Annotated in this window: 28 protein-coding genes, 6 tRNA genes and 1 riboswitch; of the genes, 17 read left to right on the top strand and 17 right to left on the bottom strand. The window is 66.8% G+C overall.

Features of this window, described 5'->3' with window-relative positions; all coding sequences use genetic code 11:
• Positions 1 to 15: 15 nt before the first annotated feature.
• The 7 genes from AC6JAC_RS13585 to AC6JAC_RS13555 all read right to left on the bottom strand — a co-directional run bounded on the left by AC6JAC_RS13585 (position 16) and on the right by AC6JAC_RS13555 (position 6,522).
• The gene (locus AC6JAC_RS13585; RefSeq protein WP_028270806.1) at positions 16 to 1,356 is read right to left on the bottom strand and encodes an HRDC domain-containing protein; all 1,341 of its coding nucleotides are present in this window, start codon (positions 1,354 to 1,356) and stop codon (positions 16 to 18) included.
• A gap of 57 nt (positions 1,357 to 1,413) precedes the next feature.
• Complete coding sequence (locus AC6JAC_RS13580) at positions 1,414 to 2,064, bottom strand: DUF3000 domain-containing protein (protein WP_028270805.1); 651 nt, start codon at positions 2,062 to 2,064, stop codon at positions 1,414 to 1,416.
• Positions 2,065 to 2,125: 61 nt separating this feature from the next.
• Complete coding sequence (locus AC6JAC_RS13575; protein WP_028270804.1) at positions 2,126 to 3,214, bottom strand: threonine aldolase family protein; 1,089 nt, start codon at positions 3,212 to 3,214, stop codon at positions 2,126 to 2,128.
• Between the two features lie 37 nt (positions 3,215 to 3,251).
• Positions 3,252 to 3,956 carry an SDR family oxidoreductase gene (locus AC6JAC_RS13570; protein ID WP_028270803.1) on the bottom strand — a complete coding sequence of 235 codons (705 nt, stop codon included), beginning with the start codon at positions 3,954 to 3,956 and terminating at the stop codon, positions 3,252 to 3,254.
• Positions 3,953 to 5,356: a DUF6421 family protein gene (locus AC6JAC_RS13565; RefSeq protein WP_043438365.1), complete on the bottom strand. Its 1,404-nt coding sequence runs from the start codon at positions 5,354 to 5,356 to the stop codon at positions 3,953 to 3,955. Before AC6JAC_RS13565 ends, AC6JAC_RS13570 begins: the two co-directional genes overlap by 4 nt.
• A 171-nt stretch (positions 5,357 to 5,527) precedes the next feature.
• Entirely contained in the window at positions 5,528 to 6,016 is a 489-nt protein-coding gene (gene msrB / locus AC6JAC_RS13560) for a peptide-methionine (R)-S-oxide reductase MsrB (RefSeq protein ID WP_028270802.1), read from the bottom strand.
• A gap of 14 nt (positions 6,017 to 6,030) precedes the next feature.
• Entirely contained in the window at positions 6,031 to 6,522 is a 492-nt protein-coding gene (locus AC6JAC_RS13555) for a hypothetical protein (protein WP_028270801.1), read from the bottom strand.
• A gap of 199 nt (positions 6,523 to 6,721) precedes the next feature.
• Here AC6JAC_RS13555 and AC6JAC_RS13550 point away from each other — a divergent pair, with 199 nt between their 5' ends.
• A complete protein-coding gene (locus AC6JAC_RS13550) occupies positions 6,722 to 7,981 on the top strand; it encodes an alpha/beta hydrolase family protein (RefSeq protein ID WP_051628854.1) in 1,260 nt (419 codons plus the stop codon).
• On the opposite strand, the gene ybaK is transcribed toward AC6JAC_RS13550, so the two are convergent.
• From ybaK to AC6JAC_RS13535, 3 genes are read right to left on the bottom strand one after another with little or no spacing between them, the layout of a single operon-like run.
• Positions 7,965 to 8,477: a Cys-tRNA(Pro) deacylase gene (ybaK, locus tag AC6JAC_RS13545; RefSeq protein WP_028270800.1), complete on the bottom strand. Its 513-nt coding sequence runs from the start codon at positions 8,475 to 8,477 to the stop codon at positions 7,965 to 7,967. The genes AC6JAC_RS13550 and ybaK overlap by 17 nt on opposite strands.
• A 21-nt stretch (positions 8,478 to 8,498) precedes the next feature.
• Positions 8,499 to 8,960, bottom strand: a complete 462-nt coding sequence (locus AC6JAC_RS13540) for a SufE family protein (protein WP_028270799.1) — start codon at positions 8,958 to 8,960, stop codon at positions 8,499 to 8,501.
• Positions 8,961 to 8,970: 10 nt separating this feature from the next.
• Positions 8,971 to 9,882 carry a sulfurtransferase gene (locus AC6JAC_RS13535; protein WP_028270798.1) on the bottom strand — a complete coding sequence of 304 codons (912 nt, stop codon included), beginning with the start codon at positions 9,880 to 9,882 and terminating at the stop codon, positions 8,971 to 8,973.
• Positions 9,883 to 10,101: 219 nt separating this feature from the next.
• Here AC6JAC_RS13535 and zapE point away from each other — a divergent pair, with 219 nt between their 5' ends.
• Positions 10,102 to 11,145, top strand: coding sequence for a cell division protein ZapE (gene zapE / locus AC6JAC_RS13530; RefSeq protein ID WP_028270797.1), 1,044 nt, complete (start codon positions 10,102 to 10,104; stop codon positions 11,143 to 11,145).
• A 91-nt stretch (positions 11,146 to 11,236) separates the two neighbouring features.
• On the opposite strand, the gene AC6JAC_RS13525 is transcribed toward zapE, so the two are convergent.
• The 6 genes from AC6JAC_RS13525 to AC6JAC_RS13500 form a co-directional block, all read right to left on the bottom strand.
• Positions 11,237 to 11,503 carry an antitoxin gene (locus AC6JAC_RS13525; RefSeq protein ID WP_028270796.1) on the bottom strand — a complete coding sequence of 89 codons (267 nt, stop codon included), beginning with the start codon at positions 11,501 to 11,503 and terminating at the stop codon, positions 11,237 to 11,239.
• Between the two features lie 184 nt (positions 11,504 to 11,687).
• Positions 11,688 to 11,762 (bottom strand) — tRNA-Val (locus AC6JAC_RS13520).
• Between the two features lie 37 nt (positions 11,763 to 11,799).
• A tRNA-Gly gene (locus AC6JAC_RS13515) sits at positions 11,800 to 11,872 on the bottom strand.
• Between the two features lie 55 nt (positions 11,873 to 11,927).
• Positions 11,928 to 12,002, bottom strand: a tRNA-Val gene (locus AC6JAC_RS13510).
• A 41-nt stretch (positions 12,003 to 12,043) separates the two neighbouring features.
• A tRNA-Cys gene (locus AC6JAC_RS13505) sits at positions 12,044 to 12,114 on the bottom strand.
• 46 nt (positions 12,115 to 12,160) lie between these two features.
• A tRNA-Gly gene (locus tag AC6JAC_RS13500) sits at positions 12,161 to 12,233 on the bottom strand.
• A 239-nt stretch (positions 12,234 to 12,472) separates the two neighbouring features.
• Here AC6JAC_RS13500 and AC6JAC_RS13495 point away from each other — a divergent pair.
• The 14 genes from AC6JAC_RS13495 to hisF all read left to right on the top strand — a co-directional run bounded on the left by AC6JAC_RS13495 (position 12,473) and on the right by hisF (position 23,718).
• Positions 12,473 to 12,547, top strand: a tRNA-Val gene (locus AC6JAC_RS13495).
• A gap of 105 nt (positions 12,548 to 12,652) precedes the next feature.
• Positions 12,653 to 13,534 (top strand): PD-(D/E)XK nuclease family protein, encoded by an 882-nt coding sequence (locus AC6JAC_RS13490; protein WP_028270795.1) that lies wholly within the window; start codon positions 12,653 to 12,655, stop codon positions 13,532 to 13,534.
• A 65-nt stretch (positions 13,535 to 13,599) separates the two neighbouring features.
• Positions 13,600 to 14,187, top strand: a complete 588-nt coding sequence (gene def / locus AC6JAC_RS13485; protein ID WP_028270794.1) for a peptide deformylase — start codon at positions 13,600 to 13,602, stop codon at positions 14,185 to 14,187.
• Positions 14,184 to 15,104, top strand: a complete 921-nt coding sequence (gene fmt / locus AC6JAC_RS13480) for a methionyl-tRNA formyltransferase (protein ID WP_028270793.1) — start codon at positions 14,184 to 14,186, stop codon at positions 15,102 to 15,104. Before def ends, fmt begins: the two co-directional genes overlap by 4 nt.
• The gene (locus tag AC6JAC_RS13475; RefSeq protein WP_028270792.1) at positions 15,101 to 16,690 is read left to right on the top strand and encodes an RsmB/NOP family class I SAM-dependent RNA methyltransferase; all 1,590 of its coding nucleotides are present in this window, start codon (positions 15,101 to 15,103) and stop codon (positions 16,688 to 16,690) included. Before fmt ends, AC6JAC_RS13475 begins: the two co-directional genes overlap by 4 nt.
• 29 nt (positions 16,691 to 16,719) lie before the next feature.
• Positions 16,720 to 17,412 (top strand): ribulose-phosphate 3-epimerase, encoded by a 693-nt coding sequence (rpe, locus tag AC6JAC_RS13470; protein ID WP_028270791.1) that lies wholly within the window; start codon positions 16,720 to 16,722, stop codon positions 17,410 to 17,412.
• Between the two features lie 60 nt (positions 17,413 to 17,472).
• Positions 17,473 to 17,625, top strand: a riboswitch (FMN riboswitch).
• A 158-nt stretch (positions 17,626 to 17,783) separates the two neighbouring features.
• Positions 17,784 to 18,935: a bifunctional diaminohydroxyphosphoribosylaminopyrimidine deaminase/5-amino-6-(5-phosphoribosylamino)uracil reductase RibD gene (gene ribD / locus AC6JAC_RS13465; protein WP_051628853.1), complete on the top strand. Its 1,152-nt coding sequence runs from the start codon at positions 17,784 to 17,786 to the stop codon at positions 18,933 to 18,935.
• Positions 18,935 to 19,603: a riboflavin synthase gene (locus AC6JAC_RS13460; protein ID WP_028270789.1), complete on the top strand. Its 669-nt coding sequence runs from the start codon at positions 18,935 to 18,937 to the stop codon at positions 19,601 to 19,603. Before ribD ends, AC6JAC_RS13460 begins: the two co-directional genes overlap by 1 nt.
• Before the next feature lie 44 nt (positions 19,604 to 19,647).
• Positions 19,648 to 20,316 carry a 3,4-dihydroxy-2-butanone-4-phosphate synthase gene (ribB, locus tag AC6JAC_RS13455; RefSeq protein ID WP_156037110.1) on the top strand — a complete coding sequence of 223 codons (669 nt, stop codon included), beginning with the start codon at positions 19,648 to 19,650 and terminating at the stop codon, positions 20,314 to 20,316.
• Positions 20,313 to 21,026: a GTP cyclohydrolase II gene (ribA, locus tag AC6JAC_RS13450; protein WP_028270787.1), complete on the top strand. Its 714-nt coding sequence runs from the start codon at positions 20,313 to 20,315 to the stop codon at positions 21,024 to 21,026. The genes ribB and ribA overlap by 4 nt, the downstream gene beginning before the upstream one ends.
• A 66-nt stretch (positions 21,027 to 21,092) precedes the next feature.
• On the top strand, positions 21,093 to 21,578 hold the full coding sequence (ribH, locus tag AC6JAC_RS13445) for a 6,7-dimethyl-8-ribityllumazine synthase (protein WP_011691538.1): 486 nt from the start codon (positions 21,093 to 21,095) through the stop codon (positions 21,576 to 21,578).
• Positions 21,579 to 21,681: 103 nt separating this feature from the next.
• Positions 21,682 to 21,945: a phosphoribosyl-ATP diphosphatase gene (locus AC6JAC_RS13440; RefSeq protein ID WP_028270786.1), complete on the top strand. Its 264-nt coding sequence runs from the start codon at positions 21,682 to 21,684 to the stop codon at positions 21,943 to 21,945.
• 59 nt (positions 21,946 to 22,004) lie between these two features.
• Positions 22,005 to 22,865, top strand: coding sequence for an ATP phosphoribosyltransferase (gene hisG, locus AC6JAC_RS13435; protein WP_028270785.1), 861 nt, complete (start codon positions 22,005 to 22,007; stop codon positions 22,863 to 22,865).
• A gap of 76 nt (positions 22,866 to 22,941) precedes the next feature.
• On the top strand, positions 22,942 to 23,718 hold the full coding sequence (gene hisF / locus AC6JAC_RS13430) for an imidazole glycerol phosphate synthase subunit HisF (RefSeq protein WP_028270784.1): 777 nt from the start codon (positions 22,942 to 22,944) through the stop codon (positions 23,716 to 23,718).
• A gap of 3 nt (positions 23,719 to 23,721) precedes the next feature.
• On the opposite strand, the gene AC6JAC_RS13425 is transcribed toward hisF, so the two are convergent.
• Positions 23,722 to 24,366, bottom strand: coding sequence for a TIGR03085 family metal-binding protein (locus AC6JAC_RS13425; RefSeq protein WP_028270783.1), 645 nt, complete (start codon positions 24,364 to 24,366; stop codon positions 23,722 to 23,724).
• 101 nt (positions 24,367 to 24,467) lie between these two features.
• Here AC6JAC_RS13425 and hisI point away from each other — a divergent pair, with 101 nt between their 5' ends.
• Positions 24,468 to 24,872, top strand: coding sequence for a phosphoribosyl-AMP cyclohydrolase (gene hisI / locus AC6JAC_RS13420; protein WP_028270782.1), 405 nt, complete (start codon positions 24,468 to 24,470; stop codon positions 24,870 to 24,872).
• The last annotated feature ends 56 nt before the right edge of the window (positions 24,873 to 24,928 follow it).

Raw genomic sequence — 24,928 nt, 5'->3', positions numbered from 1 at the left:
TGAGGTCCGGGAAGCCTAGCTCGCGGTTCCGGGCGCGGCCCGGGGCTCCTTCGGTTCCTTGGGGGGCAGCGGCTGCGGATTGAGGAAGGCGGCAGTGATCAGGGGGGCCGTCAGCTCGATCTGCCACGGCCGGGCACCCAGTTCGCTGAGCTCTTCGGCGATCGCCTCTTCGTTGAGCTCCGCCGGCGGACGCCATGCCACCCGGCGGAGGAAGTCGGGCGTGAGCAGGTTTTCGACAGGGAGGTTCAGTTCGTCGGCTTTGTCCTGGAGCAGCGGCCTGGCGGTCGTCAGGCGTTCGGCCGCAGCCGGGTCCCTGTCCGCCCAGACGCGCGGAGGCGGCGGAGCATTCGTGGGCAGGTGCAACGGCGGCAGTTCCTCCATGCTCCTGGCTGTCGCGATGCACCGCAGCCAGCGCGGAGCCTCGCGCTGCGCGGCACGGCCGTGGAAGCCCTTGGTTCCCAGCAGCTGTGGAACGGTGGTGGGCATGGCCTTGGCGGCTGCCACCAGCGAAGAGTCGGGGATGAGCCGGCCGGGAGCGACGTCGCGCTTGCGGGCCAGGGAGTCGCGCTCCAGCCACATCTCACGGACCGCCGCCAGCTGCCGGCGGTCCCTGATCTGGTGCAGCCCCGAGGTCTTGCGCCAGGGATCCACGCGCGGCGGGGCGAGTCCGGCCGCGAGGATGGCGGCGAACTCCTGTTCGGCGAATTCAAGCTTCCCGTCGGCCTGGAGCAGTTCGATGAGTTCCTCGCGCAGTTCGGTGAGGACCTCAACGTCGAGGGCCGCGTAACGAAGCCAGGGTTCCGGGAGCGGACGGGTGGACCAGTCGGCGGCTGAATGCTCCTTGGCGAGGCCGAAGCCCAGGAGTTGCTCGATGACAGCCGCGAGACCCACCCGCGGCAGGCCGGCAAGCCGCGCGGCCAGTTCGGTATCGAAGAGTTTGTGGGGCCACATGCCAAGCTCCGACAGGCACGGAAGGTCCTGGCTCGCCGCGTGCAGGATCCATTCGACGCCCTCGAGGGCGTCGTTGATGATCCGCAGGTCCCCGAAGGGTTCCGGGTCGATGAGCCACGTTCCCGAGCCTTCGCGCCGGATCTGGACGAGGAAGGCCCGTTGCCCGTAGCGGAAGCCCGAAGCGCGTTCCGCATCCACCCCTGCCGGGCCGGTCCCGGCGGCAATGGCGGCCGCGCAACGCTCCAACCCGGCCGGGGTTTCAATGACTAGCGGCACTCCGTCGCGGGGGGAATCCAGGTCGATGACCTCGGGGACCAGACTGTCGAAGCCTTCCACCGTGATGTGGGGAGTAATGTCAGCAGCCGGGACGCCGGCCGTGGTGTGTTCCGGATTTTGAGGGGTCATGATGCCTTCAGTTTACCGACATCGCGCTGCAGGGCGTCCCGCCGTGGTCCGCCATGGTCAGTTGCGCCGCCTGCGGGGCAGGGCGGATACGCCCTCGGGCAGCGGCGGGAGCCCGGCGAAGGTGCAGACCATGTCCGACCACGCCTCCAGATGGGAGCGGATATCGGGCCCCGCAGGGGTCCAGGACGCCCGCAGCTCGATGTCGATGGAACCGGGCCTGTCGGCGAGGGTGCCGAAGCTTTCAGACAGGATCCGGGTGGCTGTTCCGCCCGCCGCACGGTAGGGCGCGTTGTGGTTCTCCAGTGCCTCCACGAGCCAGGTCCACGCAACCGAGCCCAGCATTTCGTCGTTGCCCATCTCCGCCTCCAGCTGGGCACGGATGTAGGTGACGATCCGGAACTCGCCGTCCCACACCGCCGAGCCGTCGGGATCGTAGAGCAGGATGAACCGTCCGGTGGCGAGTTCCTCGGCGTCCTCACCGACGGTTCCTGCGGCCCGCACCAGTGCGGCGGAAACCGGTCCGTGCACGGCGGCGGGGGCCGGCCCCGGAACAGGGCCTATGACCTCCGCGCCCAGGGCCACTGCGAAGGGGGCCAGCCTGGACGGCGCGGGGATCTCGTCCAGGTGCAGCTCACCGCGGCACCGTGCTTTTCGTAGGGATTCCAACGCGGTAAGGAACTCCGCGGGAACCTGGGCGAGTGCGTTCACATTGGCAGGTTACGCAAAAGGTGGCGTCGAACCCGGCAGGCTCGCCGCCCCGTGCGCCCGCTCAACGGGCCGCCAACTCCCGCTTGATGGCAGCGACAAACGAATCCACGTCCTCTTCACTGGTGTCGAAGGAGCACATCCAGCGGACTTCCCTCGCAGCTTCATTCCAGTCGTAGAAGCGGAAGGATTCACGCAGCCGGTCGGCCACGCCCTCGGGCAGTACGGCGAACACGCCGTTGGATTCCGTCTTCTGCGTGGGTTCCACGCCGTCGATCCCGTCCACGGCAGCGCGCAGCCGGGCAGCCATGGCGTTCGCGTGCCGGGCCGACCGCAGCCAGAGGTCGCCCTCGAGCATCGCGATGAACTGGGCGGACATGAACCTCATTTTGGAGGCCAGCTGCATGTTCATCTTGCGGAGGTAGACCAGGCCGTGCGCGGCGTCGGGGTTGAGTGCCACCACCACCTCACCGAACAGCAGTCCGTTCTTGGTGCCGCCGAAGGAGAGGATGTCCACACCGGCGTCGCGCGTGAACGCCCGGAGCGGCACGTCGAGGTGGGCTGCGGCGTTGGCCAGCCGGGCGCCGTCCATGTGGAGCTTCATGCCCTTGGCATGGACGTGGTCCGCGATGGCGCGGACCTCCTCCGGCGTGTAGCAGGTGCCCAGTTCGGTGGTCTGGGTGATGGAGACGGCCAGCGGCTGGGCGCGGTGCTCGTCGCCCCAGCCCCAGGCTTCCCTGTCGATCAACTCGGGGGTGAGCTTTCCGTCGGTGGTGGGGACCTGCAGCAGCTTGATGCCGCCGATCCGCTCCGGGGCGCCGTTCTCGTCCATGTTGATGTGCGCCGTCGACGCACAGATCACTGCGCCCCAGCGGGGGAGCAGGGACTGAAGTGAGAGGACGTTGGCGCCTGTTCCGTTGAAGACGGGGAAGCATTCGATGCCGGCGCCGAAGTGCTCCTCCATGAGCACCTGCAGCCGAGCGGTGTAGTCGTCTTCGCCGTAGGAGACCTGGTGCCCCTCATTGGCGGCAGCCAGGGCAGCCAGGACTTCGGGGTGCACGCCGGAATAGTTGTCCGAGGCGAACCCCCGCACGGCAGGGTCGTGGAGCCGCGCCGCGGTGGCGGCAGGGGCAGTTTCAACTGTGGTTGTCATCGCTTTGGTCACGCTTTCAGTCTAGGGATGTGGGCCGTTATCGGCTAAGAACCAGCCGCCGGCCGTTCAGTTCCGCCGCCGGGGTGGTAAAAAGTCCGACGGCGGCAGCCGCCAGGTCCGAAACGTCGGTGAAGCCGGGGAAGCTGCGTTCGGGGGACCGGGCACGCATCCCGGCGTCCACGAGGCCTTTTGCCACGAAGATGACGGCGGCGCTGTGCGTCCCCTTGCTGAAGCCTTCGGCAACCGCAAGGGTCCATGCCTCGGCGGCCGCCTTCGCCGCAGCATAACTCGCACCGGACGCCGTCGGGGTTGCAACGGCCGTGGAAGTGACCATGGCGAACCGGCCGGCCTCCGAGGCTGCGAGGTCGTCGTAAAACACCCTGGTGACATTCCGCACGGTGGTGAGGGCGCTGCGTTCCAGGAAGTCCCAGTCCTCGTCGGTCTGGTCGGTGATGCCCTGGGCGCCGCGCCAGCCGCCCACCAGGTGGATGACGCCGTCGATCCTTCCGGCAGTGGCGGAAATGGTGGCGTGCAGCGCCCGGACGTCTGCCAGGTTGGCGAGGTCGCAGACGAGGGGGATGACGCCGTCGCCCGCTTCCGCGGCGGCAGCCTCAATCCGGGGACCGTCCGAACCGACCGTAAAGACCGTATGGCCGGCTTCGCGCAGCGCGCGTGCCGTGGCGATCCCGGACGGCCCGCTGCCGCCCGTGACCACCACGTTCAAGGGGCGTCCGGCACTCATCCGGCGTTCATGGCCAGCGTGTTGATGCCGGTGCCGGTGGCTGAAGAACCGGTGATGCCGGCTGTTGATTCGATGACGGGGCGCATCTTCTTTTCGAGGGCTTCATAGAACATCGACAGCGGGAATTCGTCATCGAGCACCTGGTCCGTCAGGCCGCGGGGCGGCCCGGCCAGCGGCAGCGCGTCCGGACCCTTGGCCCAGACGGAGGACGGGTTCGGCGTGACGGTCCCGGCGATCAGTTCGTACGCGGCCAGCCAGTGGGCCATCTTGGGGCGGTCGATGGAGCGCCAGTAGAGCTCCTCGATCCTGGCGCCGAGTTCCACCACGACGTCGGCAACTTCGTCCCAGTCGATGCTGAGCTTGCTGTCGGTCCAGTGCAGGACGCGGTGCTGGTGCATCCAGGCGAACAGCAGCTGTCCGCCGAGGCCGTCGTAGTTGCGTACGCGGCTGCCGGTGATGGCGAAGCGGAAAATCCGGTCGAAGATGACGGCGTACTGGACCAGCTTGGCGTGCCGGCGTGCTTCCGGGTCCGCCTCCTCGTCCTTTTCGATCTTCACCGATTCGCGGAAGGCCGTCAGGTCGCAGCGGAGTTCCTCCAGTGAGTACAGGAAGTACGGCATGCGCTGTTTGATCATGAAGGGATCGAAGGGGAGGTCGCCGCGCATGTGGGTGCGGTCGTGGATCAGGTCCCACATCACGAACGTTTCCTGGGTGAGCTTTTGGTTCTCCAGGAGCTCGGCGGCTTCGGCGGGGAGCTCCAGGCGGGTGATGTCGGCAGCAGCTCCGAGGACCCGGCGGAAGCGGGCTGCTTCCCGGTCCGCGAAGATGGCACCCCAGGTGAACGTCGGGGTTTCCCGGACCGCCACGGTTTCCGGGAACAGCACGGCCGAGTTGGTGTTGTAGCCGGGGGTGAAGTCCAGGAAGCGGATGGGAACGAAGAGCTTGTTGGAATACTCGCCCTCCTCGAGTCCGGCGATGAACTCCGGCCAGATGACCTCGATCAGGACTGCTTCCACAAGGCGGCTGCTGCTGCCGTTCTGGGTGTACATGGGGAAGACCACCAGGTGCTGCAGCCCGTCGATGCGGTGCTGCTGCGGCTGGAAGGCGAGCAGCGAGTCGAGGAAGTCCGGCACCCCGAAGCCGTTGGAGGCCCAGCGGCCGAAGTCGCTCACCAGGAGCTCGAGGTACCGGGAGTCGTGCGCAAAGGACGGAGCCAGCGCTTCCACGGCCGCGCAGATGGTGCCGACGTGCGCGGCAGCGGCTTCGTGGTCAGCGGCGTCCGGGACCGAGCCGTCCTGGGCCTGCAGGGCCTGGATTGCCGTCGCGGCAGCTTTGAGCCTCACCCACTCGGGGTGGTTTGCGGTGAGCGGAGCGTGTGCGGTGAGAGCGGTCGTGGTCATCGTCGGCGATCGCCTTTCTGGGTTGCTTGGAGCTTCTACGGCGAGCGTAGCAAGCAATCAGAGCTCCTAATGCAAAATTAGCCCGAGCATAAGAAAGACTGGTGCAAGTGGTTGAGCAGACCCGCCCCAGCCATAGCGGGGGCGGGTCCTTGCAGAGACGTCTGGCGGCGCTTACTTTTCGGCGTCGTCCGCTGAAACGAGCGTCAGCGAGACGGAGTTGATGCAGAAGCGTTGGTCCGTGGGTGTGCCGTAGCCCTCGCCCTCGAACACGTGGCCCAGGTGCGAATCGCAGCTTGCGCAGCGGACCTCCACACGGTCCATGCCCATGGTGCGGTCATGGATGTAGCGGACGGTTCCGTCTGCGAGCGGTGCCCAGAAGGACGGCCAGCCGCAGTGCGAATCGAACTTCTCATTGCTGGTAAACAGTTCGGCTCCGCAGGCGCGGCAGTTGTAGACACCTGCCGTGTGGGTATCCGTGTACTTGCCGGTGTAGGGGCGCTCGGTCCCCGCCTGCCGGAGCACCCGGTACTCCTCCGGTGTCAGCTCCTGCCGCCATTGCTCATCTGTCTTTTCAATCCGCGGAGTGCTGTTTTCCGCGGCGGATCCGTCGCCGGGAACCTGGACGGGCGCGACTTTTGGCTTGTTGCTAAAGATGCTCATGGTTTCAACAACGCTCAGGAGTCGCCGATAAATCCCGAACCGGCATACAGGTGCAGCACGGGAAGTCCCAGCTGGTCCTGGGCCTTGTTGGCCCAGTCGGTATGGAAGGTGTCCGCGATGGCATGGGGGCGTGTGATGACGACCGCCTGGCCGGCGCCGACTTCCTTGACCTTGGCCACCAGTCCTTGCACGGCCCCGCCCTCCACCACTTCGCCGGTGACGCCGCCGCCGATTCCGGCCAGCGCGTTAAGCGATACCGCCAGCGTTTCGGCGGCGGCAGCGCGTTCGGTGGCGGGATCCGGGGCATGGGAAGTCAGCTCCCGGAAAGCTTTGGCGACGTCCAGGAGGGACAGGTTTTCGAGGAAGTCCACCAGCAGGTGCCGTTCCGTGTTGGCCGGCACCAGCACCAGGAGGGGCGCGTCACCCCCGTCCACCAGGCGTTCGATGTTCACGCGGTCGTCCGCACCCAGCGGCTCTTCTGTCAAAATGACGATTGGATCGCTCATGACCCCAGCCTAGTCCCGGCCTGACCTTCCCGCACGGATTTCGTCCGGGCCTCCGGCCGCCGGCGGTGTGCCCGAATATGATCGGAGGGCCGGCAGCAGTAAGAATGGATCCATGGCATCAATTCCGGGGCTGCGCCCGGCCACTCCGACGAATCCGCCCCGTGCCTTGGACCGGGTCCAGGGCACCCCCGAGGCGGGCATGTCCGCCAGCGCCAAATGGGCCGTGGGCGGCGTAATCGCCGGAGGTGCCGCCGCGGGACTGCTGGGTGCAGGGTCCTCTGCCCTCGCCCTCTATTTCGCCCGGCGGGTCATCACGCCCGTGCGGGTCCGGGATGAGAACCAGGAAGTGCTGGCTGTCATCCGGGCCGCGGACGGACTCCAGGTCATCCTTGCCGCCACCGAAGACACCACGGTTGAGGGCACCTACGGGCTGATCTTCGACGGCGGCCGCGGGCACGCACGGATTGGCAGGATCCTTTCGTACTCACCCGCGGAACGCACCGTCCTGCGCGAGGTCGAAGCAGTCTATTCCGGCGACCTCACCACCGCCCGCCGCGGCTACTGGAGCGGGGCTTCCTACCCGGACCCGGCGTCCATCGGGCTGCCGGTCGAGGACGTTGAAGTCGACGTCGAGGGCGGTGTTGCGCCGGCGTGGCTGGTGCGCGCGCCGGCGCCGTCGGACATCTGGGCCATCATGGTCCACGGACGCGGTGCAAGCCGGCAGGAATGCCTACGGGCGCTCCGGCCGGCACAGGTTCTCGGCATGACCAGCCTGGTGATTTCCTACCGCAACGACGGCCTGGCGCCTTCGGCCCCGGACGGGCGCTACGGCCTCGGGTCCACCGAATGGCGCGACGTCGAGGCAGCCATCACTTTCGCCGTCGCCAACGGCGCCAGGGAAGTGGTGCTGTTTGGCTGGTCCATGGGCGGCGCGATCTGCCTGCAGACGGCCGACCTCTCACGGCACCACCACCTGATCCGGGCGATGGTGCTCGATGCGCCGGTCATCGACTGGGTGAACGTGCTGGCGCACCATGCGCAGCTGAACCGCATCCCGTCCGCCGTCGGGCGGTACGGGCAGCTGATGATGGGCCACCGCCTGGGCCGGCGGCTGACGGGACTGGCGGCGCCCGTGGACCTGAAATCGATGGACTGGGTCTCCCGCGCCGTGGAACTCAGGACTCCCACACTGATCCTGCACAGCGTTGACGACGAATATGTGCCCTACGGGCCATCGGCCACCATTGCAGAAAAAAACCCGGAGATGGTCACGTTCGAGTCGTTCCAGGACGCCCGCCATACCAAGGAGTGGAACGTCGATCCGGAGCGCTGGGAAGGCCTGGTCACCGCCTGGCTGCGGCGTCAGTTGGCCCCGCGGGCCAACCCGGGCTCCCGCCCCCGGAAGTCCGTGCCGTCCGGAACGGACGCTAATATGACAGACGCTAGCGGTCCGGAGTAGCTTTCGGGCCTGTGCCGATGCGGGCGGTGATGGCGCCGGTGAGCCGGACTAGGTGGTCCGGGTCCAGTTCGATGTCCAGCCCGCGCCGGCCGCCGGAGACCAGAATGCTTTCCTGGCCCAGGGCGCTCTCGTCCAGGACGGTGGGCGAGGGCTGGCGCTGCCCCAGCGGTGATATTCCGCCCAGTACGTACCCGGTCCTGCGCTGCGCCGTGGCAGGATCCGCCATGGCGGCCTTCTTGGCGCCCAGTGCAGCCGCGATTGCCTTCAGGTCCAGGTTGCCGTGCACCGGGACTATCCCCACCGCGAGCCTGCCGTCGACGTCCACCATGAGCGTCTTGAAGACTTTTGCGGGATCCACGCCCAGCACTTCCGCCGCTTCCATCCCGTAGCTGGCAGCCGAGGGATCGTGGCTGTACGGATGCAGCACGAAAGGAACGCCGGCCGCAGCAAGTGCTGCTGTAGCCGGCGTTCCCTGTGAAGCCTGTTTGCGCGCCATATGGTGCCCGGGCCTTCCGGCCTAGGCCTTCAGTGCGGCGGAGGCAGCCACCTTGCGCTTGATGCGTCCCAGCATGGCCGTCATTCCCCGCATCCGCAGGGGAGTGATGGCGCGGGTGAGCCCCAGCAACTCGGGCATGTCATCCGGCACCGAGAGGATCTCCGGCGCCGTGAGGCCGTTGAGTCCTTCATAGAGGACACCGGCGAATCCGCGGGTGGTGGGTGCTTCCGGCGGCGCCTTGAAGTACAGGCGCACACTGTCCGGGGAACCGGCGTCGTGCTTTTCCGTCTCAATGGTCAGGAACAGCGGCGACTGGCACTCAACTACCTGCTCTAGAAGCTCCGGGTGGTCCTTCAACCGGTCCGGAAGCTCGGGGAGACCCTGGGAGAACTCCAGTAGCAGTTGCAGCCGCTCGGGTTCGGTCAGGGCCTGGAAGTCGTCAACTATTTCCGCCAGCGCGGCGGGAAGGGCTTGGGTATTCATCAAGTCCAGTTTACGCCGGTACCGTGCCGCGTTCGGTTCCCTTGGTGATGGGCACGCGGACGGCGTTGCCCCATTCGGTCCAGGAACCGTCGTAGTTGCGCACGGTCTCGAAGCCCAGCAAGTACTTCAGGGCGAACCAGGTGTGGCTGGAACGCTCGCCGATGCGGCAGTATGCCACGACGTCGTCGCCCTCCTTGAGGCCGGCCTCGCCCAGGTACAGGGTCTCGAGCTCGGCCCGGTTGCGGTACGTGCCGTCGCCGGCTGCCGCGCGTGCCCAGGGGATCGAGGCGGCCGTGGGGATGTGGCCGCCGCGCAGGGCGCCTTCCTCAGGGTAGGCCGGCATGTGGGTGCGCTGGCCGCTGTATTCCTCGGGGGAGCGGACGTCGATCAGCGGCTTGCCGAAGTGCGCCAGCACGTCTTCCTTGAAGGCTCGGATGGGGGCATCGTTGCGCTCCACCTCCGGGTATTCGGCGGGGGAGGGGACGGTGACGTCGGTGGTCAGCTTGTGGCCTTCGGCGATCCATTTGTCTCGGCCGCCGTCAAGCAGGCGGACGTCTTCGTGGCCGAAGAGGGTGAAGACCCACAGGGCATAGGCGGCCCACCAGTTGGACTTGTCGCCGTAGATGACCACGGTGGAATCGCGGGAGATGCCCTTGGCGGCGGCCAGGGCGGCAAACGCTTTGCCGTCGACGTAGTCGCGGGTGACCTCATCGTTCAGGTCGGTGTGCCAGTCGATCTTGACGGCGCCCGGGATGTGGCCGGTTTCGTAGAGCAGGACATCCTCATCGGACTCCACCACTACGAGCTTGCCGTCGGCGACGGCACCGTTTTCAATGGCCTCTGCGAGCCATTCGGTGGACACAAGGCGTTCCGGGTTCGCGTACTCGGCGAACTTTTCGTTCTGTTCAACGGGGTAGGACACAGGGATGGCCTTTCACTGAAACGGTCAGGGGACCCATGCCACCGGGAAGCGTCGCTGCGGCCGGGCCAGTTCCAACACTAGCCACGGGCCGGCACTTATGCGCCCCTGCGTTCACAGAGGGAAATATGGCCTTGGTCACGTGTGCGCACCGCGTAATGGGGCCGGTGCCCCATTGCCGGTATCCTTTCTGGGGACACGAGACCAGCAGAACGGACCACCTTGGTACAGATCGAACAGCTCTCCGCGCGGACACCGTCGGTTTCCGTGGATGAACTCCTCAAGGGTTTTTATCCCTCCCCGCGGTTCGGAGAGGTTTCCTTCGCAAGCTACCGGCCCGATCCGTCGCAGCCGAGCCAGTCCGGGGCGGTCACGGCGCTGCAGTCCTTCGCCACCGGCGTTGGCGCCAACGGAAGCTCCGGACTCTTCAAGAAGCTGTTTGGCAAGAAGGACAAGGACAGTTCCCGCGCCGGCATCTACCTGGACGGCGGTTTCGGCGTGGGCAAGACCCACCTGCTGGCCTCGCTGTGGCACGCGGCTCCCGGCCCCAAGGCCTTCGGCACCTTCGTCGAATACACCAACCTGGTGGGCGCGCTGTCCTTCCGCAAGACCGTTGAGGCGCTCAGCAGCTACAAGCTCGTGTGCATCGACGAGTTCGAACTCGACGACCCGGGGGACACCGTCCTGATGTCCCGCCTGATGCGCGAACTGGCCGATGCCGGCGTCAAACTGGCGGCGACGTCGAACACCCTTCCGGGTTCGCTGGGTGACGGACGGTTCGCCGCCGTCGATTTCCAGCGTGAAATCCAGGTGCTGGCAGACCAGTTCGACGTCGTCAGGATCGACGGCGAGGACTTCCGCCACCGCGGCCTCCCGGCAGCGCCGGCTCCGCTGAAGAACGCAGACCTGACGCACCACATGCAGGCGGAGTTCCATGGCAAGACGGTGGCCCGGGATGATTTCAAGACCCTCATCAACCACCTGGCGGGCGTCCACCCCAGCCGGTACCGGCAGCTCCTGGCCGGCATCGAGGGTGTTGTGTGGCGTGATGTGGAAACCATCACTGAGCAGGCAGTCGCCCTTCGGTTCGTGGTGCTCGCGGACCGGCTCTATGACAAGGACGTTCCGATCCTCGCCAGCGGGGTTCCGTTCGACCAGCTCTTTACCGAGGAAATGATGACCGGCGGCTACACCAAGAAGTACTTCCGTGCGGTGTCGCGTCTGACGGCCCTCGCCCGGGAAGGGCAAAACCACGAACCGTCATAGCCTTAAACGTTGCCCTTAAACGCTGCGCTTAAACGCCAAAGGTGCCGGCGCCGCCTCACGGCGGGACCGGCACCTCGCTGACGTTCCTGGGTTAGAGGCCCTGCTGCCGGGGTTCACCGGTTACAGGGGGCTCTCCGGCGACGGGAGGTTCTTCGACCGGAGCCGGGTGCGGCTTCGGGTCGACCTTGTCCACGAGGCCGGCTGCGCCTTTCTGGACGGTATCGATCTTATCGGCGTACTTTCCGCCGGTCTTTGAGTCGATGAAATCACCGGCTTTGCCGATGCCGTCCTTGATGGCCTGTTCATTGCCACCAACCAGTCGCTGAGCCTTGCCCTTTAGATCGTCAAGAATACCCACGGGCACCTCCCTTCTGTCGCGGAGCCAGATCGCTCCTCCGCTTTCGATCCTAGCCCGGGACCCCGGGTGTGCCAAGGGCACGCGCCGCGACCTGTCTAGGGTCCTGATGCCCTATTTGGGTGCCCACGACATTTTTGGCCCCGGAATCCGGGCAAGAAAAAAGCAGCTCCGGAGAGCTGCTTTGTGGTGGGCGATACTGGGATCGAACCAGTGACCTCTTCCGTGTCAGGGAAGCGCGCTACCGCTGCGCCAATCGCCCGCACCGGAAGGATCCGGAGTGGAATTGTAAATAACAGAGCGGACGACGAGATTCGAACTCGCGACATCCACCTTGGCAAGGTGGTGCTCTACCAGCTGAGCTACGTCCGCATTTAGTCCATGCCGGCTGGGCCGGTGGTACTGGATCAAGCAAGTTTCCTTGCTTTGGTGGGCGATACTGGGATCGAACCAGTGACCTCTTCCGTGTCAGGGAAGCGCGCTACCGCTGCGCCAATCGCCCAAATGTTCTCCGGGATGAACCGGATACCAAGGTTTTCACCGAGGTGGGTACGGGATTCGAACCCGTGTATACGGCTTTGCAGGCCGCTGCCTCGCCTCTCGGCCAACCCACCGTGTAAGCCAGGTTCCTGGGAACCTTTGCCATGACAGTGTCCTGCGAGCGGACGACGAGATTCGAACTCGCGACATCCACCTTGGCAAGGTGGTGCTCTACCAGCTGAGCTACGTCCGCATTATTGTCAGCATTTCCGTGCCGCATTCGGCATTTCCTCGCGTTCCAACGAGTAAGAACTCTATAGGAGGTTCGGGGAACTTACAAATCGGCGCCTTGTCCTCGGCGCCCGATGCCCTTTTTTCCTTGGAATCTAGGGGATAAAGCTAATGACAGCCGTGTAATTCGACGGTTCGTTTCGGCGTCGAGGGGCTCGATTTCCAAATGCCGCCAGGGTGGGCTAGCATTCAATGGCATTGGGGCGATTGGCGCAGTGGTAGCGCGCTTCGTTCACACCGAAGAGGTCACTGGTTCGAACCCAGTATCGCCCACCAATGAATGGCCCGTTCCGCTGAATCAGCGGGGCGGGCCATTTCGCTTTCCGGCCACGTCTCCTGCCGCCGGGTAATCCTGTCAGCCCTTCATGAAAGAGTGTTTGCATGACTGATCCACTCCTTGCCCACGCCACGGACTACGGGCGGATGTATGCACGCTCGACCTCCGAGTCGTTTTCCGTGCCGTCCATTACCACCGTCATCGGCCAGCAGCCGCACGGCCTCGACGGCTGGTTCGGGTACATGGGGGCAAACAGCTTGGCCAGCGATCCGCTGCTTCCCGGGATCCTGGGGAGCCCCGCAAAGGTCCGCCAGGCGGTCAGCCGCGCTGCCAAGGCAGCGGAAACCTACCGTGACGATGCTGCCCGGCGAGGCGACCGGGTGCACAACTACTGTGAACAGGTTGCGCTCAGGGCCCTCGGGCGGCCGCATCAGATGAAGGAAACGCGGGAGGCGCTGGCAGCCAACGGCGAGGAAGGCTTTGCGGCGCGGTTCGATGAGTGGTGGGAACTGTTTGGCGTGGAGCCCGTCGCACCCGAAGTCACCGTCTGGAATAAGACGGTGGGCTATGCGGGCACCCTGGACCTTGTAGCCAGGATCAACGGCAGGACCTGCATCATTGATTACAAGACCAAGGGCACATCCCGGGACGGCACGGTCAAGCCGCTGGACGACAAAGTGGTGATGCAGCTGGTGGCCGGAATGAAGGCCGAGGAAAGCCTTGTTGATCCTGTCGCCGGGGAGTGGGAGCCCTGGCAGCACGGCGAATCCCCGATCCTGCTGGCGGTCGCCATCGGGGAGACGGAGGTCCGGCCGATGCGTGCCAACCCGGAGGTGCTCAAGCACCATTGGTGGAAGTTCTGCGCCCTCCGGCGCGTCTGGGAGATGTCGGCTGACACCGTCAGCGCCGGAACAGCCCTGCTCCCGCTGGCGCCGCCGCCGTTGCCTGTGGCAGCGCCCGCACTGCAGGCTGTGCCCGGCAGGTAGCCGGCCAACTAAACTGGACTGGATCCCGTACAGCTCACCCAGCACCACCGAAGGACAGATTGCACATGGCCATTTTGAGTATCCGCATCATCGGCGACCCTGTGCTGCGCACAGTTGCCGATCCCGTGACGGAATTCGGGCCGGAACTCGCAAAGCTCGTCGCCGACATGACCGAAACCATGGAAGACGTGGACGGTGCAGGACTGGCCGCACCCCAGATCGGCGTCAGCAAGAGGGTCTTCACCTACCGGATCGGCGGAGTGGAAGGCCACATCATCAACCCGGTGCTGGAGAACAGCGACGACTTCCAGCCCGATGAAGTGGAAGGCTGCCTCTCCATACCTGGCCTCGGTTTCCCGGTCCGCCGGCACCGCGCCACCCGGGTTACCGGCGTCGACCTGCACGGAAACCCCGTCACGGTGGACGGCGAGGGCATGCTGGCCCGCTGCTTCCAGCACGAAACGGACCACCTGGACGGCATCCTGTTCACGGACAGGCTCGAGGGCGAAGACCGCAAGGCCGCCCTGCGTTCCATCCGCAACGCCAACTACGACGCCATTACCGAGCGGACGACGTCGAAGCGGGCCAAGACTGTCGGCTCCAGTTTTGGCGGCGGCAGCTTCGGCGGCGGCAGTTTCGGCGCCGCCGAGTGAGGGTCCTGTTCGCCGGGACGCCCGCTGTCGCGGTCCCCTCCCTGGACGCTTTGGTGCAGGCCGGCTTTGACGTCGTCGCCGTCCTGACCCGTCCGGACGCTCCGATCGGACGCAAACGCGTGCTCACGCCGTCGCCCGTTGCCGCCCGCGCCGCCGAACTCGGCATCGAGGTGATCCATGCGGCGAAGGTGGACGCGGACGTGACGGCAAGGATTGCCGCCACGGCACCGGATGCCGCGGCCATCGTCGCCTATGGCGGCCTCATTCCGCGCGCCGCGCTGGACGTTCCGCGGCACGGCTGGATCAACCTGCACTTCTCCCTGCTCCCCGCCTGGCGCGGCGCCGCGCCCGTGCAGCGCGCGGTCATTGCCGGCGACGACATCACCGGCGCCGTCACGTTCCTGCTCGAGGAGGGGCTGGACACCGGCCCGGTCTTCGGCACCCTGACCGAAGCTGTCCGTCCTGACGACACCTCCGGGGCACTCCTGGAACGGCTTTCCCATAGCGGCGCCGTGTTGCTCGCCCAGACTCTTTCGGCGATCGAGGCCGGACGGGCGGTTGCTGTTCCGCAGTCGGGGGACGTGTCCCTGGCGCCAAAACTGGGCATCGACGACGGCCGGATCGACTGGCACCAGCCCGCCCTTGCCATCGGGCGCCGGACCCGCGGGGTCACGCCCGAACCAGGGGCGTGGACCACACTGGAGGGGCAGCGGGTCAAACTCGACCCCGTTGTACTCAGGGCCGGGGCGCCGGCGCAGAAGCCGGGACAGGTGCTGCTCGACGGCAAGAGCGTTTTGGTGGGGACAGGTTCCCATCCCGTTGAGTTGACGCGGATCCAGCCTTCGGGCAAAAAGATGATGGCCGCCGCCGACTGGGCGCGCGGACAGGCAGCACTGGAAGGCGTGGTATTCGAATGAGTGAGTCCGGAACGGGCGGCAGCAGCCGCGGCAGGACCCCCCGTCAGGGGCGAACAGGCGGCGGCGGGCAATCCGGCGGATCCGGCAACAGCCGCAGCGGCAGCCAGCGGGATGCCCAGGGCAGGGAACGCAACCGTGGCCCCAAGCGGAACTTCACCGAGAATGCCCCTTCGCAGCGCACCCGGCGTGCCGACCCGGCCCGGCTGGTGGCGTTTGAAGTGCTGCGTGCGGTCGCGGCGGAAGACGCCTATGCCAACCTGGTCCTGCCGGCCCGGATCCGCCACCACGGCCTGGACAAGCGTGACGCCGGGTTTGCCACCGAGCTGAGCTACGGGGCGCTTCGCGGCCAGGGAACCTATGACGCCGTCCTGGCCCGCTGCGTCGACCGGCCGCTGGACCAGCTGGATCCGGCCATCCTGGACGCCCTTCGGATCGGCGCCCACCAGCTGCTGGCCATGCGCGTACCTGCCCACGCTGCCCTGGACCAGACCGTGGGACTGGCGCGCGCGGTCATCGGGGCCGGCCCGTCGGCCCTGATCAATGCCGTCCTGCGCAAAGTCTCAGCCCACACCCTGGACGAGTGGCTGGAGCTTCTCCTCAGCGACGAGCAGGACGAAACCCGGGTGGCGTCCATCCGCTACGCCCACCCCGAGTGGATTGTCCGCGCCCTGCGGCAGTCCCTGGTGGCACACGGACGCCCGGTCACCGAAATCAACGAACTCCTTGAGGCGGACAACGCCGCACCGGTGGTCAACCTCGTCGCCCTGCCCGGGCTGGGAAGCCTTGACGAAGCACTGGAAGGCGGAGCCACTGCCGGCGAGCTGGTGGAAGGCTCGGCCCTGTCCAGTGGCGGCGACCTCGGCCGGCTGGCATCGGTGCGGGAAGGCAGCACCAGGGTCCAGGACGTCGGCTCGCAGCTGGTTGCCCGCGCCATGGCAGCCGTGGACCTGGCGCCGGCTCCGGAGGCACAGTCCGCCGGCGAAGGCGGCGAGAAATGGCTGGACCTCTGCGCCGGACCGGGCGGCAAGGCGGCCCTGCTGGGTGCCCTCGCACGGCAGCAGGGTGCCACCCTGCTGGCCAACGAACCCGCCCCGCACCGTGCCAAGCTGGTACGGCAGGCCCTGGCCGCCGTCCCGCATGAGGTGTGGCATGTCCGCACCGGCGACGGCCGCGACGTAGGTACTGAAATGGCGGGTACCTTCGACCGCGTGCTCGTCGACGTTCCCTGCAGCGGACTCGGCGCCCTCCGGCGCAGGCCCGAATCGCGGTGGCGACGCACGCCCAAGGACCTCGCGGATCTGGGCCCGCTGCAGCGCGAACTGCTGAAGTCGGCACTGGACGCTGTCCGGCCCGGCGGCGTGGTGGCGTACGTGACCTGCTCGCCGCACCCCGCCGAGACCACCGCGGTCGTAACCGATGCGCTGCGCAAGCGCGACGACCTGGAACTGCTCGACGCCGGTGCTGCCCTGGACAAGGTGAGCCTGTCCGGCCACCTGGAGGCCGGCCATGACCTGACCGCCCAGCTGTGGCCGCATGTCCACCGCACGGACGCCATGTTCCTGGCACTCATCCACAAAAAACCCTGATCCCTCAGCCTTCAGTGAAAGGAGCCGACATGGCTCAGTGCTGCATCAACCCCAGCATTCTCTCCGCCGACTTCGTCAACCTTGAGGCAGAGCTGCGCAGAATCAGCAACGCGGATGCCGTCCACGTTGACGTCATGGACAACCACTTTGTGCCGAACCTGACCCTTGGCCTGCCCGTGGTGCAGCGCATCCAGGCCGTGAGTCCGGTGCCGCTGGACGCGCACCTGATGATCGCCGACGCCGACCGCTGGGCGCCCGCTTACGCGGACGCGGGACTCGCGTCAGTAACGTTCCATGTTGAAGCGTCGATCGCCCCCATCAAACTGGCCCGGGAACTGCGCGCGCGCGGGGCCAAGGCCGGAATGGCGCTGCGCCCCGGGACGCCGGTGGAGCCCTACCTGGACATGCTGTCGGAACTGGACCTCCTGCTGATCATGACCGTGGAACCCGGTTTTGGCGGCCAGTCCTTCCTCGACCTGACGCTCCCGAAGATCAGGCGTGCCCGCGCAGCGATCGACGGCTCCGGCACCGGGGTAGCGCTGCAGGTGGATGGAGGCATCACCGAGGAGACCATTGTCCGGGCAGCCGAAGCCGGCGCCAACGTGTTTGTTGCAGGCTCCGCGGTGTACGGCGCGGAGGACCCCGCGACGGCGATTGACCGCCTTCGGGCAGCCGGCTCGCGCCCGGTTTCAGCCGGCTCCGGCTCTGTTTCGCAATCATGACGGAGTCTGACGGGAATACACGGACCAGTCACTCAGTTGTGACAGAATAACAACACACACTACGTGCTCCGGGGTCGGTGTAAGTCCGAACCGGCGGTGACAGTCCGCGACCCGCGAGCCGGCACAGATCCTTTTGGGGAACTGGTCCGGCGGACGGTTGAACCGGTGAAATTCCGGTACCGACAGTTAAAGTCTGGATGAGAGAAGCACGTACAGCTGTTACTGCACTGCCCTTTCGGCGGTGCGGTATTGCGCTGTCGTATACCCCCGGAGCCAACTCGGTTTCGAGGGAAGGAACGACGAACGCTTTGACGCCGCAGACAACAGCGCCGCAGACTACGGACCAGTTCAGTGCTGCCGAGATCGACGCCATGGAGGCTGCCCTCGCCGCAGCGCTCCACGGTCCCCGCGGGGCAAACCCGCTCGTGGGCGCCGTCGTCATCGGATCCGATGGACGGCAACTGGTGACCGGTTACCACCGTGGCGCCGGTACGGCGCACGCGGAGGCCGATGCCATTGCCCAGGCCGGCATGAAGGGCATCGACCTGGCAGGATCCACCATGGTGGTCACCCTGGAGCCCTGCAACCACTGCGGACGGACCGGGCCATGCGCCCAGGCAATTATTGACGCCGGCATCGCTTCAGTGGTGTACGCCGTGGACGACCCCCACGATCCTGCCGCCGGCGGAGCCGCAACGCTGCGCGCCGCGGGCGTCCGCGTCCGTTCCGGCCTCTCCGCCCGCGCCGCCTACGAGCTGAACCGCCGCTGGTTTGAAGCCGTGTTCGGCCAGCGCCCCTTCGTCACCCTCCACATTGCCCAGACCCTGGACAGCCGCATCGCGGCGGCTGACGGCACCAGCCAGTGGATCTCCAGCCCCGAATCCCTCGCCGACAACCACGGACTCCGCAGCCGGGTTGATGCCATCCTGGTAGGCACGCAGACGCTCCTGGTGGACAACCCGCGGCTCACCGCCCGGGATTCGTCCGGCCGGCCGGCCGGCAGCCAGCCGCTGCGCGCCGTCATGGGCCTCCGGGGAATTCCCGACGACGCCGCCATCCACGGGGATGACGGCCGTGTGCTGCACCTGCCCACCCGGGACCCGCACGAAGCCCTGGCCCGGCTGTTCGCCGCCGGGGTCCGCCACGTCATGGTGGAAGGCGGGTCCAGCATCCTGAGCGCCTTCCTCGCCGCCGGACTCGTGGACGAACTGATCGTCTACCTCGCGCCCACCCTCCTCGGGTCCGGCACGGCAGCCCTCGGCGACCTCGGCATCAGCACCCTCGCAGAGGCCCAGGCCTGGGACTGGGACCAGGCATCAGGGGGAGCCGTTCAGACCCTCGGCCGGGACCTGCGGCTCCACCTCTTCCCGGGCGACACCGTAGCTGCGCACACAGTATCCGCGCATACCGAGCATGCGCCTGCCGAACAGGCAGCCGCCCCGGAACTGATTTCATCCCTCACCAGCTCACCCGAATCCTTACCGCACCGCACCGGCGCGGGCACCGCCACAGGAGGCAACTGATGTTTACCGGAATTATTGCCGAACAGGGCAGGGTCCTGTCCGTAGAACGCGACGGCGCCGTCAGTGCCACGGTGCGCCTCCATGCGCCCACCAGCACAGAGGGATTGGCCCTGGGAGGCTCGGTGGCCGTCAACGGAGTATGCCTGACCGCTACGGACATCGACGGCAAGGACTTCAGCGTCGACGTCATGGGTGAGACCCTGGTCCGCAGCACCATCGGCGAGCTGAAGGCGGGCGACACCGTCAACCTGGAGCGCTGCGTTCCTGCCGGCGGGCGCCTCGACGGACACGTTGTCCAGGGCCACGTGGACGGGGTGGGCGAGCTCCTCGAGCGCGAAGCACTGGGCAACTGGGACCGCCTGCGGTTCGGCGTGCCCGTGCGCCTTGCCCGCTACATCGCCGAAAAGGGCTCCATCGCCGTCGACGGCGTCTCCCTCACGGTCACTGCCGTCAGCGATGCGTCGGAACCTGCCCCGTGGTTCGAAGTGGGCCTCATTCCCACCACCCTGGCAGACACGGGCCTGGGGGCGAAGAAGTCCGGCAGCAAGGTGAACCTCGAAGTCGATGTCCTGGCCAAGTACACGGAACGGCTGCTCGCCTTTGCCGGGGGCGCCGCCACCGGCGCTGACGCCGCCGCTGCTGCAGCCGGAGCGGGGGAGTCCAAGTGAGCCAGCTCAAGAACACGCCCCGACCCGGTGCCACTGCGGATGTCCTGTCAGGCAACACGCTCCTTGACCCGATCGAGGACGCCGTCCGCGCCATGGCGGCCGGCCTTCCGGTGCTGGTGGTGGACAATGAGGACCGCGAAAATGAAGGCGACATCATTTTCGCTGCCCAGCACGCCACTCCCGAGCTGATGGGCTGGACCGTCCGCTACAGCTCCGGGGTCATCTGCGTACCGCTCGACGGAGCCCGGGCTGATGCCCTGCTCCTGCCGCCCATGGTCGAGGTCAACGAAGACTCCAAGGGCACGGCCTACACGGTGTCCTGCGATGCCGCCCTTGGCGTCAGCACGGGAATTTCCGCGACGGACCGTGCACTCACCGCCCGCGTACTGGCAGATCCCGCCAGCCGGCCGGAATCGATCACCCGTCCCGGGCATGTTTTCCCGCTGCGGGCCGTTAACGGTGGAGTGCGTGAACGCCCGGGCCACACCGAAGCGGCCGTGGACCTGTGCCGGCTTGCCGGCCTGGAGCCGGTGGGCGTGATCGCCGAGGTGGTGTACGACAACGGAGAAATGATGCGCCTGGACGGACTTCGCGGCTTCGCTGCTGAGCACGGGTGCCCGCTGATCTCGATCGAGGATCTGGTGGCATACCTGGAAACAGCAGAGCCGGGCGGACCGGTGGCAGCGCCGGCAGGGAACGAGGAGATGCGATGACGGCTTCAGAGGCACGAAAAGACGTTAAGGCGGGGCGCCGGCCGCACCCGGTCAGCGGCGGACCCGTGGTCCAGCTGCCCAGCGAATTCGGGGTCTTCGTGGCCCAGGCCTGGACCGACCTGGTGACAGGAATCGAGCACCTCGCCGTCAGTTCGCCCATTCCGCCCGTGGACGGCAAGGCGCCGCTGGTGCGGCTGCACTCGGAATGCCTCACCGGCGACGTTTTCGGTTCGTACCGCTGCGACTGCGGCGAACAGCTGGCGTACGCCCTTGAGAAGATCAGCGAGGAAGGCGGCACGCTGCTGTACCTGCGCGGACAGGAAGGCCGCGGCATCGGCCTTGCCAACAAGATCAAGGCGTACGCCCTGCAGGAAGCCGGCTTCGACACCGTTGAAGCCAACGAGCAGCTGGGCCTGCCTGTGGATGCCCGCTGCTACAACGCCGCCGCGCAGATCCTGGCCGAGCTCGGACTGCACGAAGTGCGCCTGCTGAGCAACAACCCGGACAAGCAGAACCGGCTGGCGGACGCCGGCGTCACCGTCGTCGAAATGGTTCCCACCGAGGTGCCCTCGCGCGAGCAGAACATCCGTTACCTGCAGACCAAAAAGGACCGGATGGACCACCGGCTCGTCCTGGACAGCCAGGACGCTGAACCGGTGGCCGCGTCGCCGTCGGCCGGCCAGGCGCCATACCAGCACGAACAAGACTGACTCAAGCACCAAGACCGATTTCAGCACCAAGACCGACCCCAAAAGAACGAACCAGGAGACTTTTAGATGAGTGGACACGGCGCGCCGGAGATTGACCTCACCACCCTTAACCCGGCGGAGACGTCGCAACTGAAGCTGGCCATCGTGGCCGCGAGCTGGCACACCCAGATCATGGACGGGCTGCTGGACGGCGCGCTCCGGGCCGCAAAGGACGCCGGAATCAGCGAGCCCACCGTCCTGCGGGTGCCGGGCAGCTTCGAGCTCCCCGTGGCAGCAGCCCGGCTCGCCAAGCACTTCGACGCCGTCGTGGCGCTCGGCGTCGTGATCCGCGGCGGAACACCGCACTTCGAGTACGTCTGCGAGGCGGCCACCATGGGACTGACCGACGTCAGCGTCAACACCGGCGTCCCGGTTGGCTTCGGCGTGCTCACCTGCGACACCGAGCAGCAGGGCCTGGACCGCGCGGGCCTGCCGGGCTCGAAGGAAGACAAGGGCCATGAGGCTGTCACCGCCGCGCTGGCCACTGCGGTGACCCTGAAGCAGTACAGCTAGCCGTTCCACTGCCTGCTCCGGACCTGTGCATTACCTCACATCGGCGCCGTCATGGAACGGCCCGACAGGCGGGGTCAGGCCCGGAGCAAGTAGGCTGGAGGGCGTGAAGAATTTCGAGACGCTGTTCGCAGAACTGAGTGAGAAGGCAGCCACCCGTCCGGCAGGCTCCCGCACCGTCGCAGAATTGGAGTCCGGAGTCCACGGCATCGGCAAGAAGGTCGTGGAGGAAGCCGCCGAAGTGTGGATGGCTGCCGAATACGAATCCGATGAGGCCGCCGCCGAGGAGATCTCCCAGCTCCTGTACCACCTGCAGGTTCTGATGCTCGCCAAAGGCCTGACCCTGGAAGACGTCTACAAGCATCTGTAGCCATGCTGAGCGTGGCCGATTGCCTGTAACCAAGACTTCCTAACCCCAGAAAGACCCCCATGCTGCGTGTTGCCGTCCCCAACAAGGGATCCCTGTCCGAAGCGGCTTCGGCCATGCTGTCCGAAGCCGGCTACCGCCAGCGCCGCGATACCCGCGAGCTGGTCATGGTGGACCCGGACAACGACATTGAATTCTTCTTCCTGCGCCCGCGGGACATCGCTGTTTACGTCGGACGCGGAACGCTCGACGTCGGCATCACCGGCCGCGACCTGCTCCTGGACGCCGAGGTGGAGGCTGAGGAACTGCTGCCCCTGGGCTTTGCCGCCTCAACGTTCCGCTTCGCCGGCCCGGTAGGCGACTTCAGCAAGGTCGAAGAGCTCGAAGGCAAACGCCTCGCCACAAGCTATGACGGCCTCCTGCGCGGCTACCTCGCCGAGCGCGGCGTCAACGCCAAGGTGGTCCGCCTGGACGGTGCCGTCGAATCGTCGGTGCGGCTCGGCGTCGCGGACGCGATTGCCGACGTCGTCGAAACCGGGAACACGCTCAAGGCCGCCGGAATGGAAATCTTCGGCGAACCGATCCTGAAGTCCGAGGCCGTGCTGATCCGCCGCACCGGCCAGGAAGGCTCCGCAAACGGCACGGCCAAGGAAATCGAAGTCCTGATCCGTCGCCTGCAGGGCGTGCTCGTAGCCCGGCAGTACGTCCTGATGGACTACGACATCCGCAAGGAACTCGTCGAGCAGGCTGCGGCCCTCACGCCGGGCCTGGAATCACCCACCGTCTCGCCGCTGCGTGATTCGGAGTGGGTTGCCGTCCGCTCGATGGTTCCCAAGAAGGAAACCAACAGGATCATGGACGAGCTCTACGACCTCGGTGCCCGGGCCATCCTGGTCAGCAGCATCCACGCCTGCCGGATCTGAGCCGGCCCGTCACAGTGCGGTCCGTTTCCAACGGACGGGCACCGCATCTCCCAACAGCGAATCACCAGGAGAAATCATGGCTGTAGCAGTGCGCGTAATTCCGTGCCTGGACGTTGACGCCGGCCGCGTGGTCAAAGGCATCAACTTCGAGGGCCTCCGGGACGCCGGCGACCCCGTGGAGCTTGCGCACCGCTACGACAACGGCGGGGCGGACGAACTGACGTTCCTGGATGTGACGGCCTCATCGGGAAACCGCGAGACCACCTTCGATGTGGTCCGCCGCACCGCCGAGGAAGTCTTCATCCCGCTCACCGTCGGCGGCGGCGTCCGCGGCGTGGCCGAGGTGGACAAGCTCCTGCGCTTCGGGGCGGACAAAGCGTCCATCAACACTGCCGCCGTCGCCCGGCCGGACGTCATCGACGAAATCACCCGGCACTTCGGGTCCCAGGTCCTGGTGCTGTCCCTGGATGCCCGGCGCACCCGCCCCGGTTCCGAGCCCACTGCGTCCGGCTTTGAAGTCACCACGCACGGCGGCCGGCAGGGTACCGGGATTGACGCCATCGAGTGGGCACGCGAAGCCGCGGACCGCGGCGTAGGCGAAATCCTGCTCAACTCCATCGATGCTGACGGCACCAAGGACGGCTTCGACATCGAACTCATCCGCCTGGTGCGTGCGGCGGTCAAGGTGCCGATCATCGCGTCCGGCGGTGCCGGCCGGCCCGATCACTTCCCGCCCGCCGTGGCGGCCGGTGCGGACGCCGTCCTGGCGGCGTCGATCTTCCACTTCGGGCCGGTGGACATGATTTCGCAGGTCAAGACGGCGATCCGCGAAGCAGGCTTCGAAGTCCGCTAGTCCCTACAGTCCGACTTCGGCTGACTGCAGGAGCGCGACGGCGTCCGGCTGGCCTTCGAACGTCACCAGCGCATGGCGGGTGCGGCCGTGGGCGTGCATCAGCAGTTCGCCCGGTTCGCCCACGATGGCCACCGATACGGGAGCACGTTTGGCCACATGCCGCGGACCGGAAGGACGCACCAGCACGATGCCCAGGTCCACGCCGCGGTACAGGATGGCTGCCCGCTTGACGAGTTCATCCCACAGGGCATCGGAGTATTCCTCGTCCAGTGCCCGGGGAGCCCACCGGTCCACGGCGCGCCGGACGTCCTCGGTGTGCACGAAGTACTCGATCAGGTTGGAGCTCTCGGCCAGGGCCCTGATCCTCAGCGGCGACAGGGCCGGGGGACCGGCACGGAAGGCGTTGACCAGCCGGGTGTAGTCCTCGGAGGTCTTGAGTTTGGCGGCCAGCTTCGCAGTGGCCTCGTCGGAGGCTCTTGCGAGGCTTTTGATAATGAGGCCGAGCCCCACACCGGCCTTGCGTTCGCGCAGGTAGAGGTGCGCGGCGAGGTCGCGTGTGCGCCAGCCCCTGCAGAGCGTGGGGGAGTCAGGACCGGCCGCCAGCAGGGTTTCGGCCAGGACTTCTCGGGACGGGTCGACGAAATGCATCACTTGTGAAACTAGCACGAGAGGCCGCGAGTTGCGCAGTGGAAGTGCCGCCGATTTTGACCCTGATCGTCACACTGCGGTGAGGCACTAGACTTGGTCTGATGTCTGAGCAGCCCGCCCCCGCCCCCGTGCCCGCCCTTCCCGCTGAAGTGGCGGACGCCCTCAAGCGCGACAGCGCAGGCCTCGTGGCCGCCGTCGTGCAGCAGTTCGACACCAACGAAGTGCTCATGCTGGGCTGGATGGACGACGAGGCGCTGCGCCGGACGATGACCACCGGGAGGGTGACCTTCTACTCCCGCTCCCGCCAGGAGTACTGGCGCAAGGGCGACACCTCCGGCCACGTGCAATGGGTGAAGTCCGTTGCGCTGGACTGCGACGGCGACGCCCTGCTGGTCCGCGTCGACCAGGTTGGCGCAGCCTGCCACACCGGCACGCGGACCTGCTTCGACGGCCGCGGGCTGGCCGTCGTTGCCGGTGACGCCAGCAGCGCAGGGACCGCCGGCTAGCACCGACCAGGCAGGTCTCCGGCGCAGGCGCCGGGCACCCCACCACACGATTCAGG

It is taken from the genome of Arthrobacter sp. KUASC02, assembly GCF_059739395.1.
The sequence above is the reverse complement of the archived record's forward strand: the minus strand, read 5'-3'. Positions and strand labels throughout refer to the sequence as shown.

Coding starts and splice junctions, on each gene's coding strand:
- AC6JAC_RS13540 (WP_028270799.1), bottom strand. CDS start 8,960: ATGAATACCCAAGCCCTTCCCGCCGCGCTGGCGGAAATAGTTGACGAC.
- ribH (WP_011691538.1), top strand. CDS start 21,093: ATGAGTGGACACGGCGCGCCGGAGATTGACCTCACCACCCTTAACCCG.
- AC6JAC_RS13585 (WP_028270806.1), bottom strand. CDS start 1,356: ATGACCCCTCAAAATCCGGAACACACCACGGCCGGCGTCCCGGCTGCT.
- hisF (WP_028270784.1), top strand. CDS start 22,942: ATGGCTGTAGCAGTGCGCGTAATTCCGTGCCTGGACGTTGACGCCGGC.
- ribA (WP_028270787.1), top strand. CDS start 20,313: ATGACGGCTTCAGAGGCACGAAAAGACGTTAAGGCGGGGCGCCGGCCG.
- AC6JAC_RS13570 (WP_028270803.1), bottom strand. CDS start 3,956: ATGAGTGCCGGACGCCCCTTGAACGTGGTGGTCACGGGCGGCAGCGGG.
- AC6JAC_RS13565 (WP_043438365.1), bottom strand. CDS start 5,356: ATGACCACGACCGCTCTCACCGCACACGCTCCGCTCACCGCAAACCAC.
- hisI (WP_028270782.1), top strand. CDS start 24,468: ATGTCTGAGCAGCCCGCCCCCGCCCCCGTGCCCGCCCTTCCCGCTGAA.
- AC6JAC_RS13475 (WP_028270792.1), top strand. CDS start 15,101: ATGAGTGAGTCCGGAACGGGCGGCAGCAGCCGCGGCAGGACCCCCCGT.
- AC6JAC_RS13550 (WP_051628854.1), top strand. CDS start 6,722: ATGTCCGCCAGCGCCAAATGGGCCGTGGGCGGCGTAATCGCCGGAGGT.
- ribD (WP_051628853.1), top strand. CDS start 17,784: ATGGAGGCTGCCCTCGCCGCAGCGCTCCACGGTCCCCGCGGGGCAAAC.
- ybaK (WP_028270800.1), bottom strand. CDS start 8,477: ATGGCGCGCAAACAGGCTTCACAGGGAACGCCGGCTACAGCAGCACTT.
- msrB (WP_028270802.1), bottom strand. CDS start 6,016: ATGAGCATCTTTAGCAACAAGCCAAAAGTCGCGCCCGTCCAGGTTCCC.
- AC6JAC_RS13460 (WP_028270789.1), top strand. CDS start 18,935: ATGTTTACCGGAATTATTGCCGAACAGGGCAGGGTCCTGTCCGTAGAA.
- AC6JAC_RS13575 (WP_028270804.1), bottom strand. CDS start 3,214: ATGACAACCACAGTTGAAACTGCCCCTGCCGCCACCGCGGCGCGGCTC.
- AC6JAC_RS13490 (WP_028270795.1), top strand. CDS start 12,653: ATGACTGATCCACTCCTTGCCCACGCCACGGACTACGGGCGGATGTAT.
- rpe (WP_028270791.1), top strand. CDS start 16,720: ATGGCTCAGTGCTGCATCAACCCCAGCATTCTCTCCGCCGACTTCGTC.
- AC6JAC_RS13425 (WP_028270783.1), bottom strand. CDS start 24,366: ATGCATTTCGTCGACCCGTCCCGAGAAGTCCTGGCCGAAACCCTGCTG.
- hisG (WP_028270785.1), top strand. CDS start 22,005: ATGCTGCGTGTTGCCGTCCCCAACAAGGGATCCCTGTCCGAAGCGGCT.
- AC6JAC_RS13555 (WP_028270801.1), bottom strand. CDS start 6,522: ATGAGCGATCCAATCGTCATTTTGACAGAAGAGCCGCTGGGTGCGGAC.
- def (WP_028270794.1), top strand. CDS start 13,600: ATGGCCATTTTGAGTATCCGCATCATCGGCGACCCTGTGCTGCGCACA.